The sequence below is a fragment of the Pseudomonas poae RE*1-1-14 genome, from assembly GCF_000336465.1.
GTDB classification, from domain to species: Bacteria; Pseudomonadota; Gammaproteobacteria; order Pseudomonadales; family Pseudomonadaceae; genus Aquipseudomonas; species Aquipseudomonas poae.
Window position 1 is genome coordinate 1,862,587 of sequence record NC_020209.1, and the last position, 16,957, is coordinate 1,879,543.

Genomic DNA, 16,957 nt, shown 5'->3' on the forward strand with positions numbered 1-16,957 from the left:
CTGGTCGTGCCGGTGTTGGGTCTGGAAGACGGCGCCCAGCCGGAGCAGTCCGGGCGGGTGATGCAGCTTTACGGACGGCGGATGCAGCCGAACAACAAAATTCCGGCCAACCAGTCCCGGCATATGTACCTGGCCACGCCGTTGCGCGGTGTCTGGAACGAAGCGGCGTTGCTAGCCAGCCTGGAAATTATTCTCTGTGAGTCGCTGATCGACGCCATGACCTTTTGGTGTGCGGGTTTTCGTAACGTCATCAGCGCTTACGGTGTGAACGGTTTTTCTCAAGATCACTGGCAGGCCCTGAAACACCAAGGCACGCAGCGGGTAATTATTGCTTTCGACCGCGACTCAGCGGGAGGCGCAGCAGCCGAAAAACTGGCCGAGGAACTACGCTCTGCCGGCATCGAAGTATTTCGTTTGTTGTTCCCACAAGGTATGGCCGCTAACGCTTTCGCCTTGCAGGTAGAAAATCCGGCCCAGGCGCTGGGCGAACTACCTAATGTTCGTTCGGCAGAATGCCGCTGGAGGGAAATTACGGAACAAAAAAGACAAGGGCCTGCCCAGGTTTCCCTGGCAAGCCCTTTGATATCTATGGTGCCCGAACCCGGAATCGAACCGGGACGCCCTTACGAGCGGGGGATTTTAAGTCCCATGCGTCTACCAGTTTCGCCATTCGGGCGGTAGCGCGGTGCAGCAGGGTTGGGAATATATAGTCCCAGGCGTTTCGATGCAAGGTCGAAGGGGCTTTTATCGATCCTCTGCGCGGGCTAAAAACCTTGGTAGATCAGTTATCTACAGAAAAATCCGACGATTCAATCCATGAGCGCCAGCAGGTCTGTATCACCCACATCCTGTCCAGCCTGGCTCAACAACGTTGTCACCTGGCCGCGGTGGTGAGTCTGGTGATTGAAAAAGTGCACCAGCAGGCTGAAGAACGGCTTGCTGGCCGCGTCACCCGCCATGGTGTGGTAGCTCAATTGCTGGTTGAGGTTGTCGTCGTGCAAGGTCGCAGCCCAGTCGATGACCATCTGGTCCATCCACACGCGTAGGGCGGTCAGTTCCTGCAGGTCGGCGAATGCCAGTTGTTTCAGATTGGCGGGGGTGGCGAGGGGATTCAAGGGGGCCAGTGCCGAGAACCCGGCTGGATGCGTGGCAAAGCGCTTGAGCCAGACGATATCGCCCAGGGCCAGGTGGTTCAAGGTGCCGAAGATCGAGGCAAAGAACGCCTGGCGGTCCCTGCGCAGGGCTTCATCGGTCAGTTGGGCGGCCGCGTGGTAGACCTTGCGGTTCATCCATTGGTTGTAGTTCGCCATCAGCGCAATCTGTTCGATACGGTTCATGGGTCAGCGTCCATTCAGATAACGATTGGTATACATCGCGTCATATACCCTGCGCCGCGAGCACGGCCAGATAAATCAGTACCAGCCCGCACACTGCATAGCTGACGCGCTGCCAGGTGGGCGAAGCATTTTGGCGCAGCAGGTTCACCAGTCCCGCCACCAGAAAGCACGACAGCACCGACGCGACCATGAAGCCTGCAAAAAACATCAGGGTTTGCCCGTGGCTGGGGGTGGCGCCGACGATGCCGGACAACGCGCTGCCCAGGGCGCCCCAGTAAACGATGTTCTTGGGGTTGGCCAGGGAAATTGCCGCGCCCACCGCGAGCGCATTTTGCCGAGAGCTGGCGGGGGCGTTATCGGCTGCCGGCAGGTGCCAGGCATCGATCAGGCTGCGTACGCCAAGCCAGGCCAGGTAGAGCGCGAAAACCACGGTCAGCGGGATGCGGACAGTGTCGTGCTGGATGAGCAGCGCGATGCCGGTCAGGCCGATGACGGCCCATACCGCGTCGCCCACCAGCGAGCCGACTTGCACCAGCAGCGCCGGGGTGAAGCCGTGGAGCAGGCCACGGCGCAGGGTTTCTGCCAGCACGGCGCCGGGCGAGAGGCAAAACACGAAGCCGAATACCAGCGCGTAGACAAAGATCGACAGCATGCCCAGGTCCTTTTGACAAAGGCGCAGAGCATAGAGCGGTCAGAGACTCAGGCGCAAGGCGAGGGCGGCGAGGGTGATCAACAACACCGGCAGGGTCAGCACGATGCCGACCTTGAAGTAGTAGCCCCAACTGATGGTGATGCCTTTGCGCGCAAGGATATGCAGCCACAGCAGGGTGGCCAGGCTGCCAATGGGCGTGATCTTCGGGCCCAGGTCGCTGCCGATGACGTTGGCGTAGATCATCGCGTCCTTGACCACGCCCACGGCATGGCTGGACTCGATGGACAGCGCGCCGATCAGCACGGTCGGCAGGTTGTTCATCACCGACGACAGCAGCGCCGTGAGCACGCCGGTGCCCATGGCCGCGCCCCACACGCCGTGGGTGGCGAAGGTGTCGAGCCAGGTGGCCAGGTAGTCGGTCAACCCGGCGTTACGCAGGCCATAGACCACCAGGTACATGCCCAGGGAAAAGATCACGATCTGCCACGGCGCGTCCTTCAACACCTTGCGCGTGGAAATCGTGTGGCCCTTGGCAGCAATCACCAGCAGAAGCACCGCGCACACGGCGGAAATCGCGCTGATGGGAATGCCCAGGGGTTCCAGGGCAAAACAGCCTACCAGAAGAATACCCAGTACCCACCAGCCGGCGCGGAACGTGCCACGGTCACGGATCGCGCTGGCCGGGTCGTCCAGGTCGGCGGGGTCGTAGGTCTGCGGGATGTCGCGGCGGAAAAACCACAGCAGCACCGCCAGGGTTGCGGCCACGCTGACGACGTTCACTGGCACCATCACGGCGGCATATTCGTTGAAGCCGATTTTGAAGTAGTCGGCGGAGACGATGTTGACCAGGTTCGACACCACCAGCGGCAGGCTCGCCGTGTCGGCGATAAAGCCGGCGCCCATTACGAACGCCAGGGTCGCCGCCGGCGAAAAGCGTAGAGCCAGCAGCATCGACATCACGATGGGCGTGAGGATCAACGCCGCGCCATCATTGGCGAACAGCGCCGACACCAGCGCACCCAGCAGCACCATGTAGGCAAACAATCGCCGGCCACGACCACGGCCCCAGCGTGCCACGTGCAGCGCGGCCCAGGCGAAGAACCCGGCCTCGTCCAGCAGCAGGCTGATCACGATCAAGGCAACGAAGGTGCCGGTGGCATTCCAGATGATGTGCCACACCACCGGAATATCCGCCAGGCTGATCACACCGAAGGCCAGGGCCAGGATCGCGCCCAGCGTCGCGCTCCAGCCGACCCCGAGGCCCTTGGGCTGCCAGATGACGAGCACGATGGTGAAGATAAAAATGCCAATTGCGACAAGCATGTATGAACGCTCCAGGGGACCAACAGCCAATGCGCAGGCCTGCGGCGGCCTGACGTGCAGAGCATGGATCAGTTCGCCAACATAAAGTTCGCCGGCGCCGTCAACCGCTAGCATATTGCCAGATATTTCTGACAAAGCCTGTTGCGATTGATCTGGATCAAAGGTCGGCGAATGGGCCACAACTGTTTGAAATTAAAATGAAACATCCATGTCCTACAGTGCCTGCCCATTGCTGAAGAAGGAAAAATCCGTGTGACCCGTGCCACTCGTAACCTGCGCAAGACCCTCGATGCCGTCGCCGATAACAACGAAACGGCGGCGTACGAGCTGATGCGCGCCGTCGAACAGCTTGGCGATGAAGTGCTGCGCCAGCGCCTGCTCAACACCATTCACCGGCTTAATCAGGATGCCTGCGACTTGCGCGTGGCGCGCGACGCAGTGGAACTGGTGTCGGTCAAGCTCGCTTGAGCGGGATCCTTCAGCACAACGCTCCGATCAGGCGAAAAAAGCCCGCAGCAATGGTAGAGTCGCCTTTTTTCCAAGGAAGCTATGGCATGCGCAAGGTGGTAGCAGCTGCATTGGTACTGACAGCCCTGACGGGGTGCGCCGGTTCGAAGATGAAAGAGGCGCGCACGGGCAGCCCTTACAAGACACTGGCGTCGGACAAGGCCACGCTAGTGGTTGCCCAATGCATTCAGTACGGCTGGCAGGATGAAAGCGTGTTCGGCGTGGATGCCGGCGGTTTCAAGGAGCCGAGCGGGGCGGGCGGCTTCACGGTCTACACCACCGGCGGGGATTACTTCGTGGACGTGCAAAGCGCGGGGGCCGGCTCCAGCGTCAAGTATTACGCCGCCGCCGACAGCATGCCTGCCAAGCGTCGCCTGGCCGCACTGGCGACCTGCCTGTAATCCTTGCCTCAGCGGTTTTCGGAAATGCCCTGCGGGACGGTCCGGTGGGCATTGACCTATGATTCGCCCGCCCGCTCGGCGTAACGGCTCTTTACCGGTACAGGGATGTCGAGGCCTGAACGTCGAGCGGGTCTCGCACTCACGGCTGTTCAACGTGGCATGAAGCTCAATTGCCAGCGCCGTGGAATCTTCAGCGACACCAGCCCCAACACTCCCGCCAGCGCGCCGCTGACCCACAATGCGCGCATGCCCATCTGCTGTTCCAGCAACGCACCGATCACCGCGCCGACAAACATGCCCGCCCACGGGATCAATTGCACGCGCCAGCCATTGCGGCGTTCCCCCAGCACCCAGCGACCCAGCCCGCGACCAAATCGCGAGAGCGCTCCCGTCACATAAGTGAGCCCCACCGGCAGTCCGTTCACTTCTTCGACGGCCGCGTTGAGCATGCCCATGGCCACAATTGCCGCCAGCAGCGCGGGCAGCGTATCGGCCAACGGCCAGAGCGCAGCGGCGCAGAGCAGGGCGGCGACGCACAGCAGCAACGGCAGTGCGCGGCGTTTGCCCAGCCGGCTGACGACCACGCCCAGGGCATTACCCAGAATAAAGGTGGCCACCAGCAGCGACAGGCGCGCAGTCAAACCCAGGTCACCCGCGCTGATCGCCACTGCCAGGCGCGTTGTGTTACCGCTCATGAACGACACAAAATCGCCGCTGGCCATAAAACCAATGGCATCGGTCATCCCCGCCAGCACCGACAGCCCGGCCACCAGCATCAGTCCCACACGCCCGCGCCACAGCCGCCGATGGGCGAGCGCAGCACTGGCGTAAGGTTTGCGGGATGAGGGCAGCATGGCGCGAGGCTCCTGGGTGAGATTAATCGGCCATTACCGTAGATCGCTTTGCACGGCGGCGCAATGCACGGGTAGCCCACAGCCCATTCCAACTGAACACGCCCTCGTGGCGAGCGGGCTTGCCCCGCATTGGGGTGCGGAGCGCCCCCGGTCAAGGAAAACGCAGTGTGCCAGGCACTGCGCAGAGCCTGGTTGTGGGTCTGCTGCGCAGCCCCACGCAGGACAAGCCTGCTCGCCACAGGGAATCTGCGCTTAACTGAACGGCACTTGCCCCGCGTTGGGGTGCGAAGCGCCCCCAATTCAGCAAAACGCGGTGTACCTGATACGGCTCAGCGCCTGGTTTTGGGGCTGCTGCGCAGCCCAACGCAGGACAAGCCTGCTCGCCACAGGGGCGGTGTGGGACTCAGCTACGCACTAGCTGCCAACGTTCCTCTTGCCAGATCAACAGATGAGTCGGCTGGATCGCCTGCAGGAAGGCGTCGTCATGGGAAACCACCACCATTGCCCCGGTGAAGTGCTTCAAGGCTTGCTCAAACGCCACGACCGACTCCAGGTCCAGGTGATTGGTCGGCTCGTCCAACAGCAGCAATTGTGCCGGCGTCCCACGCCACAAGGCGATCGCCATCGCGGCTTTCAGGCGTTCGCCGCCGCTGAGTTGCCCGGCCGGTTGCGTCACTCGCGCAGCATCCAGTGGCAGCAACGCCAGGCGGGTGCGCAGTTCGGCTTCGGCCAGCGGCGTGGCGAGCAGGTTGAGCTGTTCGACCACGGAACGCCCGTTATCCAGCAGCGCCAGATGCTGGTCGATATACGCGGTCGGCAGAGGCACCGAGCAGACCCCACTGGCGACCTGCAATTGACCGGCCAGCAGCTTGAGCAACGTGGATTTGCCGCAGCCGTTCGGTCCCTTTACGGCAACGCGTACGGGCCCGGCCAGGTTGAGCGTGAGCCACGTTGAGGGTGCCAGTGGATCAAGCCACGGCAGTTGCGCGTGCGCCAGGCTCATCACCTGGCGGCCGTTGGGCACAGTCGAGGCCGGCAAGACGAGCAGGGTGGGTATCTCGGACGCCACGTGTTGGGACGCCTGGCGCACCTGCGCATCGAGTTGGCCCTTGTGGGCCTGCTGCGCACCGCGCACCTTACTGACCACCTCGGTGGCGGCACCTTTCCAGCGCGACCGGGTAAACCGGTCAACGTTGGCATTCTGCGCATGCTGGCGCGAGCGGGCGGCGTGGCGTTGCAGGTCATCGTTCTGGCGTTGCAGGCGCTGTCGTTCGCGGCTGCGTTCGAGGCGCATGCGCTCCAGCTCGGCCACCGCCGCGTGCTGCTGCGCCTCGCGCTGTTGGCGATAGTCATCATAGTTGCCGCCATACAGCCGGGCGCCGAGGGGTGACAGCTCAATGATGCGGCCCATGGCATTGAGCAACTGCCGATCATGACTGACCACCACCAGCCCACCTCGCCAGAGGTGTAGCGCGTGCAGCAGCCAGGCGCGTCCTGCGCTGTCGAGGTGGTTGCTCGGCTCATCGAGAATCAGCAAGTGTGGCGCCGCCAGCAACGCACCGATAATCGCGACCCGCGCCAGCTGACCGCCGCTCAGATGTTCGGCCGGCGTCTGAGCGTCGACGTCAGGCAAGCCGGCGGCATCGAGCGCAGCGCGCAAGCGCTCGGCCAGGTCCCAGCGATCATCGATCAATTCGACATCGGCGCCGTCGGCTGTGCCGGCAGTCATGCGCTCAAGCGCCGCCAGGATGGATACGGTTGCGGTGAGATGAGCGACGGTGTCACCCGCTTGAATGTCCACCGTCTGCGCAACGTACTTCACGCTGACAGACCTTTTCATGCTGCCGGAAGACGGCGTCAGCACCCCGGCGAGCAGTTTGGCCAGCAGGCTTTTGCCGCAGCCATTGCGGCCGACGATGCCGGTCGGGGTGTGATCGATGGACAGGTTGAGATCTTCCAGCAGGGTTTCGCCGTTGGCGAACTGGAAACACAGGTGTTGCAGGGAAACCAATACCGGTAGCCGCTTGACGTGAGTCACAGGCACCTCCAGAAAATGTCGAACAGGCCAACAGGCACGCAAGGTGGCCTGTTGCAGATACATTTTTGAAAGGCTCAGTTGTTCACGTCGGCAGTCGTCCGGTCAGTGGTCAAGGGGCAGGAGCCTAGCTCGCCTCGGCCAGTTGTTCAAGGAACATGGCCAACGCCACTTCCTCGGCCTTGAGCCCTTTGCGCAGTCGTGGCGGGGGCAATTTGGACAGTTCGCCCAGGCTGAAATGCTCAAGCACCGCCGGGTGGATGTAGCACTTGCGGCACACCGCCGGGGTGTTGCCCAACTGCCTGGCCACGTCTTTGACCATGGTCACCACATGGCGCTTGGCGTCGGATTCGGGCTGCCATTCCAGTTCGCGCAACACCGCCAGCGCCATCGCGGTGCCGGCCCAGGTGCGGTAGTCCTTGGCGGTGAAGTCTGCGCCGGTGAGGCTGTGCAGGTAGGCGTTCACATCGTGGGAGCTGACGGTATGGCGCTCGCCGTCCTCGTCCAGGTACTGGAACAGGTCCTGCCCCGGTAATTCCATGCAGCGCTTGACCACGGTAGCCAAGCGCCGGTCCTTCACGCTGATCTGGTGCTCAACGCCGCTTTTGCCACGGAACTGGAACTTAATTTCGCTGCCTTTGACGTCTACGTGGCGGTTACGCAACGTCGTCAGTCCGTAGGATTTGTTGTCGCGGGCGTACTGCGTATTGCCGACGCGAATCAAGGTGGCATCGAGCAACATCACCACGGTCGCCAGCACCTTTTCGCGGGTGAAGCCAGGTTCGGCCAGTTGCGCCTCCAGCTGTTTGCGCAACTTGGGCAGAGCCTTGCCGAAGGCCTGCAGGCGTGAGTACTTGTCGGTGTCGCGTACCTCGCGCCAGCGGGTGTGGTAGCGGTATTGCTTGCGCCCACGCGCATCGCGGCCGGTGGCTTGCAGATGGCCGCGCGGGTCGGCGCAGATCCAGACATCCGTGTACGCCGGCGGCACAGCCAGGGCATTCAGGCGCTTGATGTCGTCGGCGTCGGTGATGCGCTCGCCTCTGGCATCGAAATACTGGAATTTGCCGCGCAGCTTTTTGCGGGTGATGCCGGGTTGGGTGTCATCGACGTAGTGCAAATCGCGGGGCAGGTCGGAATCGGGCATGGGCAACTTCCTTGGCAACAGATCAGGCCGGTATGTCTGATTGACCGCAGCGATGGTCGGTCGTGCCAAATGGTTACGCCAGCACCGCGACCGCCTTGATCTGCGCCCATAACGCCTGCCCGGTGTGCAGTTGCAACTGGTCGCGGGAGTACCGCGTGATCCGTGCCAGCAACGGTGTGCCGCCAGCGTCCAGGCGCACCAGCACGTGGGCGCTGTTGTCCGCGGGGATTTCCTCGGTGACTGTCACCGGCAGGCGGTTGAGGATGCTGCTGTGCTCCTGCGCCTGCAGGCTCAGGCTCACATCCCGTGCCTGTACTTTCACCCGCAGCGCACGGCCCATTGCCAGCGGCGCATGGGCGACACGCATGTGCAGGGCGCTGTCAGGCAGTTGCAGGGTGAGCAGCTGGTAGGCCGCGTCATAGGCGCTGACGGTGCCATGGATCACCACGCCAGCATCGTCGCCCCGCGCCAGAGGCAGGTCCAGACGCGCCAGGGTTTCGCCGATCGAGCCGCTGGCCAGCGCCTTGCCGTCGCTGAGCAATACGATGTGATCGGCCAGGCGCGCAACCTCATCCTGGGCGTGGCTGACGTAGAGCAGCGGAATATCCAGTTCGTCGTGCAAACGTTCCAGATACGGCAGGATTTCGCCCTTGCGCTGGCTGTCGAGGGCGGCCAGCGGTTCGTCCATCAGCAACAACTTCGGGCTGGTGAGCAAGGCGCGGGCGATGCCGATGCGCTGGCGTTCGCCACCGGAAAGATGCTCGGGATTACGCTCGAGCAGATGACCGATGCCGAGTAATTGGGTGGCCTGGTTCATATCCACACGGCGCGCCGAGCGCGGAATGCGCTTGAGGCCGAATTCGAGATTGGCCCGTACCGACAGGTGAGGAAACAGGCTGGCTTCTTGAAACACGTAGCCCAATGCGCGTTTATGGGGCGGTACGAACAGCCCGATGCGGCTGTCCTGCCAGACCTCGTCGTTGACCTGGATAAATCCGTCCTCGGCGCGCTCCAGCCCGGCGATGCAGCGCAGACAGGTGGTCTTGCCGGAGCCGGAGTGTCCGTACAGTGCCGTCACACCACGCCCGGGCAGGTGCAGGTCCACCTTCAGCGCAAACCCCGAGTACTTTCTGTGCAGGCGCACCTGGATCATCGACATCAGCTCCAGCCCATGCGGGTTTTACGGCTGGAGTACAGCGCCAGCAGCACAACGAACGCAAACACCACCATGGCGCCTGCCAGCCAATGGGCCTGGGCATATTCCATGGCTTCGACATGATCGTAGATCTGCACCGACACCACCCGGGTCTTGTCCGGAATATTGCCGCCGATCATCAGTACCACGCCGAACTCACCCACGGTATGGGCAAAGCCGAGGATGGCGGCAGTGATGAATCCCGGGCGTGCGAGGGGCAGGGTCACGGTGAAAAACGTATCCCAGGGATTGGCGCGCAAGGTGGCAGCAACTTCCAGTGGACGCGTGCCAATGGCAGCAAAGGCGTTCTGCAACGGCTGCACCACGAAGGGCATGGAATAGATGACCGAGCCAATCACCAGCCCGGCGAAGCTGAAGGTCAGGGTGCCCAGCCCCAGCCATTGGGTGAACTGACCCACATAACCGTTGGGCCCCATGGCCAGCAGCAGGTAGAAGCCGATCACCGTGGGCGGCAGCACCAACGGCAGTGCGACAATCGCGCCGATGGGCCCGCGCCACCATGAGCGCGTGCGCGACAGCCACAAGGCAATCGGCGTGCCGATCAGCAGCAGGATCACGGTGGTCAGTGACGCCAGTTTGACGGTCAACCAGATCGCGGAAAAATCGGCACTCGACAGCGGCATTTACAGCTCGTAACCGTAGGACTTGATGACCGCTGCGGCTTTTGGCCCTTTGAGGTAGTCAACGAAGGCCTTGGCCGCCGCATTGTCTTTACCCTTGTTGAGGATCACCGCGTCCTGTTTGATCGGATCATGCAGTGAGGCAGGAACGATCCACGCCGAACCGTGCGTGACCTTGCCGTCCTTATAGATCTGCGACAAGGCGACAAACCCCAATTCGGCGTTGCCGGTGGACACGAACTGATAGGCCTGGGTGATGTTCTGGCCTTCAACGAGCTTGTCCTTGACCTGCTCGGTCAGGCCTTGTCTGGCCAGCACCTGGGTAGCGGCCAGGCCGTAGGGCGCAGCTTTCGGGTTGGCGATGGACAGGTGTTTGAATTGGTTGCCCTTCAACACCTCGCCCTTGGCGTCCACATAACCGTCCTTGGCCGACCACAGCGCGAGGGTGCCCACGGCGTAGGTGAAGCGCGACCCCTTGACGGTGTCGCCTTCGTTCTCGAGTTTTTTGGCGGTGGTGTCGTCGGCGCTCAGGAACACTTCGAACGGCGCGCCGTTCTTGATCTGGGTGTAGAACTGCCCGGTTGCCCCGTAGGACGCCACCAGCTTGTGGCCGGTGTCTTTCTCGAAGTCGGCGGCAATCGTCTGGATCGGCGCGGTGAAGTTGGCGGCCACGGCCACCTGGACTTCATCGGCCTGGGCTGAGCCGAAGGCGAGGGCCGCGACCAGGACGGCCAGGCGCGGGGCGTGAATCTTCATGCAGCAGCTCCTTTGAGGGTGGACGGCGCGTCATGGCGCAATCGCTGTGTACGCAAATATATAGCGCTTGGCTATTGTCGGTACAGCGCGAAGTCTCTACTGCAGTTTTGCCAGGGCGTGTTCGGCCAGCTCACAGGTGAGTGCGTAGGTTGAAATGTCTTTGCCCAGGCGCACTGCCTGGCCGGCCCACAAGTTGCTGAAGCCCGCTTCATCCCTGGCCTTGAGCGGCATCAACGCACCACCGGCCCTGGGAAAGGCCGGTGTCGCCGGGTTCATCGCGCCGAGTTCGCGCATGACCCGGTTGACAATGCCGCGCGCCGGCCGCCCTGTGAACAGGTTGGTGAGAGCGGTCTCGCTGGCCTGGGCATGGCGCAGCGCATGGTGATGGGAGGCCGTCACCGTGGCCTGTGGCGTAAACAGATAGGCCGTGCCGATCTGCACCGCTGACGCGCCGAGGGCGAAGGCCGCGACGATGCCCCGCGCGTCAGCGATGCCACCGGCGGCAATCACCGGCACGCTGACGGCGTCGACCACTTGCGGCAACAGCGCAAACAGGCCGATCTGGCTATTGATATCCTCACTCAGGAACATCCCCCGGTGCCCGCCGGCCTCAATGCCCATGGCGATGATAGCGTCGCAGCCGTGTTGCTCCAGCCACAGCGCTTCCTCAACGGTGGTGGCCGAGGACAGCACCTTGGCACCGCTGGCTTTTACCCGGTCGAGCAGGGATTTTTCCGGCAAGCCAAAGTGAAAGCTCACCACTTCGGGGCGAAATTCCTCGACCACACGACACGCTTCGTCGTTGAACGGTGCGCGGTTGGACATGGGCGTTGGCGCGTCAAAGTCGGCACCCAGTTCGCGGTAGTAGGGTTCGAGCAACGCTTTCCAATGGGTATCGCGTGCTTCATCCGGGGCCGGCGGTTGATGGCAGAAAAAGTTGACGTTGATTGGCCGGTTGCTGGCCTGACGAATCGTGGTCAGCGCTTCACGAAGTTGCTCGATGCTCAGCGCCGCGGCGGGCATTGAGCCAAGCGCGCCGGCCTCGTTGGCGGCGATCACCATGGCAGTGGTTGTAGCGCCGGCCATGGGGGCCTGAATGATGGGCACTTCAATGCCCAGCAGGTCAAGAATGCGAGTGTCTGGCCAGGTGCTCATGGGACAGGTCTCCAGCAAGGGTAAGACGGTTCGCTGTTTTAACAGGCCCATGGTCATCCGGCCAGTCCGTTCAGCCCTCGCGTTCTCGCTCCAGCAACTGCCGCTTGCGTTCTACGCCCCAGCGATAACCGCTCAAATCACCATTGCTGCGCACCACACGGTGACAGGGAATCGCCACCGCCAGGCTGTTGGCGCCACAGGCTTGCGCCACCGCACGGGATGAGGTGGGCGCGCCGATGCGCTGGGCGATCTGCGCGTAGCTGGCGGTGCGGCCCGCAGGAATATCGCGCAGGGCCTGCCACACCCGTTCCTGAAACGCCGTGCCGCGCAGGTCCAGCGGCAGGTTCAGGCCCAGGCCAGGCGCTTCGATAAAACCCACCACCTGAGCGATCAGCTGTTCGAAGTCGTGATCCGCGCCCACCAGTTCGGCCTTGGGGAACTTGTCCTGCAGGTCGTGTACCAGTGCGTTTGGATCGTCGCCCAGCAGGATCGCGCACACACCTCGCAGACTTTGCGCCACCAGAATCGCACCCAACGAGCATTCACCCACGGCAAAACGGATTTCGCTGTTGGTGCCGCCGGCCTTGTAGTCACTGGGTTTCATGCCCAGCATTTGCCCGGCCGACTCATAAAAGCGGCTGTTGGAGTTGAAGCCTGCGTCGTACAGCGCGTCCGTTACGGTGCCTGGCTGCGTGAGCCCATCGCGCACCCTGCGTGAGCGCTCGGCGCGAGCGTAGCCCTTGGGCGTGAGGCCGGTGATCGATTTGAATACCCGGTGAAAATGGAAGGGGCTCAGCCCGGCCTGCATGGCCAGGGTTTCAAGGCTGGGTTCGGTTTCGGCCTGTTCGATCTGGCGACAGGCGCTTGCCACGAGTCGCGCCTGTTGGGTGGTGCCCTCGGCGCGTTTATTCGGTCGATAACCGGCCGCTTCGGCTTGTTGAGGCGTGTCAAAAAACTCGACGTTCTCCGGGCGCGGCCGGCGTGCGCTACTGCTGGGCCGGCAGTAGACGCCGGTGGTTCTGACGCCGTAGACAAACAGGCTGTCGGCCTTCGGGTCTCGGGCGAGGACAGCCGCCCAGCGTGGGTCTTGTTCAGTGTTCATGGCCTGGACTCTTGACGGTTCACGGGCAGATTAGCTGCACGGTTGAGCCGTGGCACTCTGAAGCTTGCGGTCAAATCAGCCGGCGGTACGCAAGGTGAGGTTGATGCGTTGTGGCCCCATGATCGGGTGCTTGCCGTCCTTGATCGGCATCACGCCATGAAAGCGCAAGCGATCAACGCCGCCCCACACCACCACGTCGCCATGGAATAGCGAAACTTTTTGCGGCTTGTCACTGCGCGCGTGGCCGCCGAACAGAAAGATCGCCGGCAGCCCGAGGGACACTGACACCACTGGCGCAGCGTAGTGACGTTCGTTTTTGTCCTGGTGCAGGGACATCTTGGCGCCGGGCACGTAGCGGTTGATCAGGCACGCATCCGGCGCGAAGTCACTGAACCCCGCATTCGCCGCAGCCTGCTCCGCCAGTTGGCGCAAGGCGTCGGGCAGGGCAGGCCAGGGTTGTTGGTTATTCGGATCAATCGGGCTGTAGCGGTAACCGGTGCTGTCGGTGGTCCAGCCCAATGCGCCGCAACTGCTCAGCGCAGCCGACATCGTAAAGCCGCCGGGGGTGACCATTCTGCGAAAGGGGGACCGGGCCAGCACGCTTCTCAGCTCGGGCAGCAGGCGATCAATCCACGGCAAGGCAAAGCCTCTGAGCACAAAGGATTGTTCACCGATCTGCTCGCGGCTCGCCGGTTGCCGCAAGGCCTCGTCGGCAAACAGATCGGCAGTGGGGCCGGCCATGGGTTTACAGCGCCTTACTCACGGTGATGTCGCTGATTTCATCGCTGGAATCGTGAATTTTGGCCAGCGCTTGCCTGGCCTCTTCAATGCTATTGGACTCAAGCTGGGCGAATTCAAAGCGGCGTTCGCCGTTGAGCTTGTACTTGATGACGTATTTGGTGGTGGTGATCACAGCTTTATTCCTGTCGAGGCGAGGGTCAGCTCAGCTTGCTGCTGGTACGGCGGACGATGCGGATCTTGTGGGACAGCGCCGGTTTGCGGGTAACGCTGATGGCACGGCGGGTGACCACGTCCAGGGTGATGTTCCAGAAACCGGTGCTGGGCGCGGTGATTTTGGCCGGGAATTGATCGAACGCGCCGCCGTGGTAAGTGTGGCGACCGCCGTTCTTGAAGCTGCGAAAGTTCGCATCGCTCATCAGACGGATATTACAAGTTTGCGAGCATTCGATGACGACGATGTCTCCTTCATTGAGGTGCTCACGCTGGTGGATGAATTTCATGAGGTGTCTCCAGAAGGGCTTTTTCTGAAAAATCAGAACGATACGTAGGTTAAGATGGAGTTTATCAGCCCCAGCGCGTTTATTATCGGGCCGTCGTTGACGACTTCGACAATTTAAAACAGTTTATCTACCCAGTTATCAGAGATAAATCCTACTTTGCGGGAGAAAATTCCTACGCCCGCTGTCGTAGGGTCTTTATCGGAGGTTTTTGTATGAAGTGGAGTGTGTTGGTTCTGGCGTTGGCGATCGGCGGGTGTGCTTCGGTTGCAGACATCAAGCAGACCCCGCCCACACTGGCGGTCATTTCTGGAAAGAAGCCGCAGGATTATGCGGCGTGCATTGTGCAGAAGTTGTCCAGTACGCGTCGGCCGTCGCAGATAGAGCCGCACAAGAATGGGGTGCAGGTGATCGTGCCACAGAAATTCTCGGCTGATCCTTCGGCGATTTTCGAGATTGAAGACCGCTCCAGCGGCAGCAGCATCAAGCTCTACGAGAGCATGTCCAATGTGCCGATCCGGCCAGGTGACGTGAAAAAAGCCGGGGAAGATTGCATTTCCGGTTGAGCGCTTTAACAGGCCTAACCTTTTGAATCCGATAAAAATGCCGCTCGGCCTTTGAGGCCAAGCGGCATTTGTGTGTTTTTGGAACGCCGTCATGAAACGTGAACACGTCACAAGCTGCCAGGCCGAGGGTCTGATTTCGGCCACCCACATTATCCAGAACCCCGCCGACCTGGGTGAATGGATCGTCTTCTTCAAAAAAAGCGGCGGGCGCAGTTTTTTCCTGGTGGATGATCAGGATGAAGTGGAGTCCTTCGCGAGTCTGGATAGCTTGATCGAGACGCTGCGGGGCCTGAGCATCCGTTTTGCCGATATTCAGCTTTAGGCGCGCGGCGCCTATTTGCAGACCACCACAACGCTGCGGCCTTTGAAATTGCCAACGTCCTTACCGAGCGTCTTGTCTTCCTCGCTCAATGCGGGCGTGCCCTCGGTGCCGATAATGCGGTAACCGGTGCCGGCGCAGGAGGCATCGGCCTTCTCGTAGCAACTGGCCCAGGAGTTGACTTCGCCTGAGCAATCGATGGTCAGTCCCTGTTCGCCATTTTTGAGGACCACGTCAGAGGTGGTGGTGCAACCGGCCAGCGCCAGTAAGGCAGTCAGTGTCAGGATCTTGTTCATGGTGGGATCGTCGTCAAAGGAGATGTAAGGGCGCTGACACTGTCGTGGGGCGTTTGCGCAAGATTATAGCGATCTGCCATCTTGGTACAGACAAACACAAAAAAGCCCCGATTATCGGGGCTGTGTAAGCAGGGCAGTAAGGCTTATTTGCCTTTGGGCCGCTTGCTGGACGCATGGCCTGCTTCATCCACGAAGACTTCGGCAACCGCAATTGCCATGCTTTCGCTGGCAAATACGCCTGCGACGCTGTCACCGTGGAAGTTGATCAAGTGCCAGCCGTCTGCTCGCTTCGTGATCAGATAGCCATTTACGCCTTTGGGTTCTGACATCTATTAACCGTCTCGTGATGTGATTCAAGGCCGCAATGATAGCGCCAAATGTTGCGCTGCGGCCCAAGTTATTGCATACCCATGGAGTGGGTGAGGGCATTTGTCGCAAGATAAGTGGAACTTACACAGAAATTTTTTCTCTATGTTGCTATCGCAACGCCAGCAGGACCCATTGTAAGGTGACTGCTGCCTCATTAGACTGCGCCGAATTCCGTACGCACAGCCCTTTGTAAGGACTCATATGATCAAGAAATGCTTGTTCCCAGCAGCCGGTTACGGCACTCGCTTCTTGCCAGCGACCAAGGCCATGCCCAAAGAGATGCTGCCGGTGGTAAACAAGCCACTGATCCAGTATGGCGTCGAAGAGGCACTGGATGCCGGTCTGAATGAAATTTCCATCGTCACCGGTCGCGGCAAGCGCGCGCTGGAAGACCACTTCGACATCAGCTACGAGCTGGAAAATCAGATCAAGGGCACCGACAAGGAAAAATACCTGGTCGGTATCCGCAAGCTGCTGGACGAGTGCTCGTTCTCCTACACCCGTCAAACCCAGATGAAAGGCCTTGGCCATGCCATCCTCACCGGCCGCCCACTGATCGGCGACGAGCCCTTCGCCGTGGTCCTGGCTGATGACCTGTGCGTCAACCTGGAAGGCGACGGCGTGCTGACCCAGATGGTCAAGCTCTATCAGAAATACCGTTGCACCATCGTGGCGGTGATGGAGGTCAACCCGGCCGAGACCAACAAGTACGGCGTTATCGCCGGCGACGACATTGGTGATGGCCTGATCCGCGTCCGCGACATGGTCGAGAAGCCTGCGCCGGAAGACGCACCCTCGAACCTGGCGATTATCGGCCGTTACATCCTGACGCCGGACATCTTCAAATTGATCGAAGAAACCGAGCCAGGCAAAGGTGGCGAAATCCAGATCACCGACGCTCTGCTCAAGCAAGCCAAAGACGGTTGCGTGATTGCCTACAAATTCAAGGGCCAACGCTTTGACTGCGGTGGCGCTGAAGGCTACATCGAAGCCACCAACTTCTGCTACGAGCACTTCTACAAGACTGGCAAGGCCTACTGATTCACGCCTGCGTCGTCATGTTTAAA

Annotated in this window: 21 protein-coding genes, 1 tRNA gene and 1 pseudogene; 6 read left to right on the forward strand and 17 right to left on the reverse strand. The window is 61.3% G+C overall.

Translation table 11 applies throughout. From position 1 onward, the window contains the following. Positions 1-216: 216 nt before the first annotated feature. A pseudogene (locus tag H045_RS25760) lies at positions 217-390 on the forward strand (toprim domain-containing protein); the annotation flags it as partial. 199 nt (positions 391-589) lie between these two features. Here the strand turns inward: H045_RS25760 and H045_RS08325 are convergent. From H045_RS08325 to H045_RS08340, 4 genes are all read right to left on the reverse strand, one after another. Then, positions 590-676: transfer RNA gene (locus H045_RS08325), tRNA-Leu, on the reverse strand. Positions 677-809: 133 nt separating this feature from the next. After that, on the reverse strand, positions 810-1,337 hold the full coding sequence (locus H045_RS08330; RefSeq protein ID WP_015372028.1) for a DinB family protein: 528 nt from the start codon (positions 1,335-1,337) through the stop codon (positions 810-812). A 40-nt stretch (positions 1,338-1,377) separates the two neighbouring features. Continuing rightward, the gene (locus tag H045_RS08335) at positions 1,378-1,989 is read right to left on the reverse strand and encodes a LysE family transporter (protein ID WP_015372029.1); all 612 of its coding nucleotides are present in this window, start codon (positions 1,987-1,989) and stop codon (positions 1,378-1,380) included. 39 nt (positions 1,990-2,028) lie between these two features. Then, the gene (locus tag H045_RS08340) at positions 2,029-3,312 is read right to left on the reverse strand and encodes an arsenic transporter (RefSeq protein WP_015372030.1); all 1,284 of its coding nucleotides are present in this window, start codon (positions 3,310-3,312) and stop codon (positions 2,029-2,031) included. Between the two features lie 252 nt (positions 3,313-3,564). Here H045_RS08340 and H045_RS08345 point away from each other — a divergent pair, with 252 nt between their 5' ends. Both H045_RS08345 and H045_RS08350 read left to right on the forward strand, forming a co-directional pair. Beyond that, on the forward strand, positions 3,565-3,780 hold the full coding sequence (locus H045_RS08345; RefSeq protein WP_015372031.1) for a hypothetical protein: 216 nt from the start codon (positions 3,565-3,567) through the stop codon (positions 3,778-3,780). Between the two features lie 86 nt (positions 3,781-3,866). Continuing rightward, positions 3,867-4,220 (forward strand): hypothetical protein, encoded by a 354-nt coding sequence (locus tag H045_RS08350; protein WP_003230773.1) that lies wholly within the window; start codon positions 3,867-3,869, stop codon positions 4,218-4,220. Positions 4,221-4,369: 149 nt separating this feature from the next. Here H045_RS08350 and H045_RS08355 read toward each other — a convergent pair whose 3' ends face one another. The 11 genes from H045_RS08355 to H045_RS08400 all read right to left on the reverse strand — a co-directional run bounded on the left by H045_RS08355 (position 4,370) and on the right by H045_RS08400 (position 14,343). Beyond that, a complete protein-coding gene (locus H045_RS08355) occupies positions 4,370-5,074 on the reverse strand; it encodes a YoaK family protein (protein WP_015372032.1) in 705 nt (234 codons plus the stop codon). A 403-nt stretch (positions 5,075-5,477) separates the two neighbouring features. Then, a complete protein-coding gene (locus tag H045_RS08360; protein WP_041931612.1) occupies positions 5,478-7,112 on the reverse strand; it encodes an ABC-F family ATP-binding cassette domain-containing protein in 1,635 nt (544 codons plus the stop codon). Positions 7,113-7,236: 124 nt separating this feature from the next. After that, on the reverse strand, positions 7,237-8,253 hold the full coding sequence (locus H045_RS08365) for a DNA topoisomerase IB (RefSeq protein ID WP_015372034.1): 1,017 nt from the start codon (positions 8,251-8,253) through the stop codon (positions 7,237-7,239). 73 nt (positions 8,254-8,326) lie between these two features. Then, a complete protein-coding gene (modC, locus tag H045_RS08370) occupies positions 8,327-9,406 on the reverse strand; it encodes a molybdenum ABC transporter ATP-binding protein (RefSeq protein WP_015372035.1) in 1,080 nt (359 codons plus the stop codon). 5 nt (positions 9,407-9,411) lie between these two features. Further along, positions 9,412-10,092, reverse strand: a complete 681-nt coding sequence (modB, locus tag H045_RS08375; protein ID WP_015372036.1) for a molybdate ABC transporter permease subunit — start codon at positions 10,090-10,092, stop codon at positions 9,412-9,414. Continuing rightward, positions 10,093-10,845: a molybdate ABC transporter substrate-binding protein gene (gene modA, locus H045_RS08380; protein ID WP_015372037.1), complete on the reverse strand. Its 753-nt coding sequence runs from the start codon at positions 10,843-10,845 to the stop codon at positions 10,093-10,095. 96 nt (positions 10,846-10,941) lie between these two features. After that, on the reverse strand, positions 10,942-12,000 hold the full coding sequence (locus H045_RS08385; RefSeq protein WP_003230758.1) for an NAD(P)H-dependent flavin oxidoreductase: 1,059 nt from the start codon (positions 11,998-12,000) through the stop codon (positions 10,942-10,944). A 70-nt stretch (positions 12,001-12,070) separates the two neighbouring features. Then, positions 12,071-13,102 (reverse strand): bifunctional DNA-binding transcriptional regulator/O6-methylguanine-DNA methyltransferase Ada, encoded by a 1,032-nt coding sequence (ada, locus tag H045_RS08390; RefSeq protein ID WP_015372038.1) that lies wholly within the window; start codon positions 13,100-13,102, stop codon positions 12,071-12,073. 75 nt (positions 13,103-13,177) lie between these two features. Continuing rightward, positions 13,178-13,843, reverse strand: coding sequence for a DNA oxidative demethylase AlkB (gene alkB / locus H045_RS08395; RefSeq protein ID WP_015372039.1), 666 nt, complete (start codon positions 13,841-13,843; stop codon positions 13,178-13,180). A 4-nt stretch (positions 13,844-13,847) separates the two neighbouring features. Beyond that, complete coding sequence (locus H045_RS25245; RefSeq protein ID WP_015372040.1) at positions 13,848-14,015, reverse strand: hypothetical protein; 168 nt, start codon at positions 14,013-14,015, stop codon at positions 13,848-13,850. A gap of 25 nt (positions 14,016-14,040) precedes the next feature. Further along, positions 14,041-14,343, reverse strand: coding sequence for a DUF1883 domain-containing protein (locus tag H045_RS08400; protein ID WP_003230751.1), 303 nt, complete (start codon positions 14,341-14,343; stop codon positions 14,041-14,043). 212 nt (positions 14,344-14,555) lie between these two features. On the opposite strand from H045_RS08400, the gene H045_RS08405 reads away from it, so the two are divergent. Next, positions 14,556-14,906 carry a hypothetical protein gene (locus H045_RS08405; RefSeq protein WP_003230749.1) on the forward strand — a complete coding sequence of 117 codons (351 nt, stop codon included), beginning with the start codon at positions 14,556-14,558 and terminating at the stop codon, positions 14,904-14,906. Positions 14,907-14,997: 91 nt separating this feature from the next. Further along, positions 14,998-15,228: a hypothetical protein gene (locus H045_RS08410; RefSeq protein ID WP_015372041.1), complete on the forward strand. Its 231-nt coding sequence runs from the start codon at positions 14,998-15,000 to the stop codon at positions 15,226-15,228. A gap of 11 nt (positions 15,229-15,239) precedes the next feature. On the opposite strand, the gene H045_RS08415 is transcribed toward H045_RS08410, so the two are convergent. Further along, positions 15,240-15,521: a hypothetical protein gene (locus tag H045_RS08415; RefSeq protein WP_015372042.1), complete on the reverse strand. Its 282-nt coding sequence runs from the start codon at positions 15,519-15,521 to the stop codon at positions 15,240-15,242. 143 nt (positions 15,522-15,664) lie between these two features. Then, positions 15,665-15,850: a hypothetical protein gene (locus tag H045_RS08420; RefSeq protein WP_003230745.1), complete on the reverse strand. Its 186-nt coding sequence runs from the start codon at positions 15,848-15,850 to the stop codon at positions 15,665-15,667. A 241-nt stretch (positions 15,851-16,091) separates the two neighbouring features. On the opposite strand from H045_RS08420, the gene galU reads away from it, so the two are divergent. Continuing rightward, positions 16,092-16,931, forward strand: a complete 840-nt coding sequence (gene galU, locus H045_RS08425) for a UTP--glucose-1-phosphate uridylyltransferase GalU (RefSeq protein WP_003230743.1) — start codon at positions 16,092-16,094, stop codon at positions 16,929-16,931. Positions 16,932-16,957 lie beyond the last annotated feature (26 nt).